This is a genomic window from Pseudomonas sp. MEJ086 (assembly GCF_030209025.1).
Lineage (GTDB): Bacteria > Pseudomonadota > Gammaproteobacteria > Pseudomonadales > Pseudomonadaceae > Aquipseudomonas > Aquipseudomonas fulva_A.
The window spans coordinates 1-3,325 of sequence record NZ_JARVSV010000058.1; the positions used below are offsets into that span (position 1 = coordinate 1).

Below are 3,325 nucleotides of genomic sequence, written 5' to 3' on the forward strand. Positions count from 1 at the left end.
TCGCGTCGCCAGCCCAGGCTACGGAGCACGTGTAGGAGCCAGCTTGCTGGCGAGCTGCGGTCAAGAGCATCGCCGGCAAGCCGGCTCCTACAGCAGGCCATCCTGCGCGCGGGGCTTGGTGGAAGGGTGGGGCGTCTTACGCCCTGCGCAGGCTTTGTAGCCCGGGGCGGCTTGCGTTCACGGGGGCATTCAGACAACTGCCCGGGCATGACTTGCAAATACGTCGAGGTAATTGCGTTCCGGCCTCGGTAGGCAGCGGCGGAACGCATCGCTATCATGCGCACCTTATTGCACGGCAGGTTCGGCATGCAGCCTTTATTGCGACTTTTACAAGATGGCCAGTTCCATTCGGGCGAAGAGCTTGGCGCCGCCATTGGTGTAAGCCGCGCAGCCATATGGAAGCGGCTGCAGGCGCTCGAGGCTGAGTTCGATCTCAGCATTCACAAGGTCCGCGGCCGCGGCTATCGTCTCGAGATGCCCCTGTCCCTATTGGCCGGCGATGCGCTTACCCCCATAGGCTGGCCGGTGAGGCTTCTGCAGCAGGTCGACTCTACCAATGCCGAGGCGCTGCGCCACCTGGTGTCCGGAGCCACACCGCCTTTTCTGGTCATTGCCGAGCAGCAGACGGCAGGTCGCGGGCGTCGTGGTCGCAACTGGGTCAGCCCGTTCGGTGAGAACCTCTACTACAGCCTGGTGCTGCGTATCACCGGGGGCATGCGTCAGATTGAGGGTCTCAGCCTGGTGGTTGGCCTCGCCTTGCTGCATGCCATCCGCGAGGCGGGTGTTGCCGATGTCGGCCTCAAGTGGCCCAATGATCTGTTGGTGGGGGGGCGCAAGATCGCCGGCATTCTGCTGGAGCTATCCGGCGACCCCGCTGACGTTTGCCATGTGATTATCGGAATTGGCGTGAATATCAATATGCGGGCAGTGCCCGGGGACGCGATCGACCAGCCCTGGACCTCTATCAGGCAAGTTCTTGGAGCGCAGATCGATCGCAACCAGTTCGTAGCTGGCTTGAGTGACCATCTTGCCCGCTATCTGGAGTTGCATCGTCTTCATGGTTTTTCCGCCTTGCGCGAGCAGTGGGAAGCCAGTCACCTGTGGCAGGGGCGAGCGGTTTCGCTTGCGGCGGGTGTGCAGTCCATAGAAGGGCGAGTGCTGGGCGTCGACGATACTGGCGCGCTACGCCTCGAGGTTGATGGCGGTGAGCGTGTGTTCAGCGGTGGTGAGCTCAGTTTGAGGTTGCGTGATGATTCTTGAGCTTGATTGCGGCAACAGCTTTATCAAGTGGCGTGTCCTGCCCAGGCAGGGGGGCGCTCAGGTGGTCGCTGGTGGTGTAGTCGGCAGCGACGAGGAACTGCTCGTGGCTTTGGCATCTCGCTTTCCCGGCGAGTTGTTCATGTGCAGGCTGGTTAGTGTGCGCAGCGAAGACGAAACACGGCTGCTGGTCGACGCGTTGAAAAATCGTTTCGGCATCGATTGCAGGGTGGCCGCGTCAGCGCAGAGCCTTGCCGGTGTGAGCAATGGCTATGATGAATACCGGCGGCTGGGTCTCGATCGGTGGCTGGCGGTGGTTGGGGCATACAGTCTGGAGCGTCGTGCTTGTCTGATTCTTGATCTGGGGACTGCCATCACTTCCGACTTCATCGATTCTACCGGGAGCCATCTTGGCGGTTTCATTTGCCCGGGGATGCCGTTGATGCGCAATCAGTTGCGTACTCACACGCGCCGCATCCGTTATGACGACGCTGTCGCTGAGCAGGCGCAGCATAGTCTTGTGCCTGGGCGTTCCACCGCGGAGGCAGTGGAGCGTGGTTGTTTGTTGATGTTGCGCGGGTTCGTCGACACCCAGCTCGAGCTGGCACGCCAGCAATGCGGCGACGATGTCACTGTGTTTCTTACCGGCGGCGACGCCGTGCTGGCCGCGCAGTGGGTGCCTGCCGCCCGGGTGGTGCCGGATTTGGTATTCATCGGTCTGGCGATCGCCTGTCCACTGGCTGGGGAGTAAGGTATGCGCTGGATTTTCATGCTCCTGGTCGTGCTGAATGCCTTCTACTATGTCTGGCATCAGCAGCAGACACCCATGCATGCCAAGGAGGTCGCGCCGCTTTCGCTTTACCAGGAGAGCCGTCGCGATATCCAGTTGCTGAGTGAGTCAGAACCTCAGCAGCGCCGTAGCGCTGCGGTGAAGGAGGCTCCTCCCGAAGAGGAGGCTGTGTGTCTGTTCCTGGGAAGCTTCGAGGATAATGTCGAGGCAGAGCAGGTCGAGCAGCGTCTTCTCAGTCTGGATATTCGCTCGCAGGTGCAGGTGGTCGAGTCCGCCGGTGCTGTCGACTATTGGGTCTACCTGCCACCGCTCGCATCCCGGCAGGCATCTTTGAGGCAGTTGCGTGAATTGCAGGCACGCAAGATCGACAGCTACATCATCAGTCAGGGGGATCTGTCGAATGGCATTTCCCTTGGTATCTTTCCTCGTCATGACTCTGCCGATAGCGTGATCTCGCGTCTGCGCAGAGCCGGCTATGAGCCGCTGCTGCGAGAGTTGCCGCGAGCCAACCGTCGCCACTGGGTGCGTATTGCCCCGGAAAGCCGGCGTTTGGTCGATGATTCTCTGCTCGAACGATTGTCTTTGGACTTCAAAGGCTTACAACATCAATTAATGCCGTGCGAAGGGGTTGCAAGCCCTCGATAGAATGCATAGAATGGCGCCCGCTTCGCAGGGTGGACGCCTTAACCGGTGTGTATGTGAAGCTGCTGTTAGTGTCGCTAAGCTCAGGTTTTTAAATGAGAAAGTGCTTGACAGTAGGGTGGCAGATATTGAGAATGCCGCCTCCTTATGGAGGGATTCCCGAGCGGCCAAAGGGATCAGACTGTAAATCTGACGTCATCGACTTCGAAGGTTCGAATCCTTCTCCCTCCACCAGATTTAAGCGCGAGCTGTGAGCTCCGCGGGCATAGTTCAATGGTAGAACCTCAGCCTTCCAAGCTGATGATGCGGGTTCGATCCCCGCTGCCCGCTCCAGCTTTGCTGGTCGCGCAATATATTTGCTCATGTAGCTCAGTTGGTAGAGCACACCCTTGGTAAGGGTGAGGTCAGCGGTTCGAATCCGCTCATGAGCTCCATTTAATAAAGGCAGATATGAAAGTATCTGCCTTTGTTTTAATGGCGGTATCACTAGCTGAATTCTTCGTTCGGAGACGGTCAAAATGGCTAAAGAAAAGTTTGAACGTAACAAGCCGCACGTCAACGTTGGCACCATTGGCCACGTCGACCACGGTAAAACCACTCTGACCGCTGCTCTGACCCGCGTCTGCTCCGAAGTAT

4 protein-coding genes and 3 tRNA genes are annotated in these 3,325 nt (G+C 58.8%); all 7 read left to right on the forward strand.

The genetic code is table 11. From position 1 onward, the window contains the following. Positions 1–306: 306 nt before the first annotated feature. On the forward strand, positions 307–1,260 hold the full coding sequence (gene birA / locus QRN22_RS25610) for a bifunctional biotin--[acetyl-CoA-carboxylase] ligase/biotin operon repressor BirA (protein WP_042555080.1): 954 nt from the start codon (positions 307–309) through the stop codon (positions 1,258–1,260). After that, positions 1,250–2,008, forward strand: coding sequence for a pantothenate kinase (locus tag QRN22_RS25615; RefSeq protein WP_042555079.1), 759 nt, complete (start codon positions 1,250–1,252; stop codon positions 2,006–2,008). The genes birA and QRN22_RS25615 overlap by 11 nt, the downstream gene beginning before the upstream one ends. A gap of 3 nt (positions 2,009–2,011) precedes the next feature. Continuing rightward, positions 2,012–2,692: an SPOR domain-containing protein gene (locus QRN22_RS25620; protein WP_042555078.1), complete on the forward strand. Its 681-nt coding sequence runs from the start codon at positions 2,012–2,014 to the stop codon at positions 2,690–2,692. Between the two features lie 146 nt (positions 2,693–2,838). Next, positions 2,839–2,923 (forward strand) — tRNA-Tyr (locus QRN22_RS25625). 25 nt (positions 2,924–2,948) lie between these two features. Then, positions 2,949–3,022 (forward strand) — tRNA-Gly (locus QRN22_RS25630). A gap of 25 nt (positions 3,023–3,047) precedes the next feature. Continuing rightward, positions 3,048–3,123: transfer RNA gene (locus tag QRN22_RS25635), tRNA-Thr, on the forward strand. A gap of 84 nt (positions 3,124–3,207) precedes the next feature. After that, on the forward strand, positions 3,208–3,325 hold a 118-nt coding region (locus QRN22_RS25640; RefSeq protein ID WP_241779079.1), incomplete at its 3' end, for a GTP-binding protein.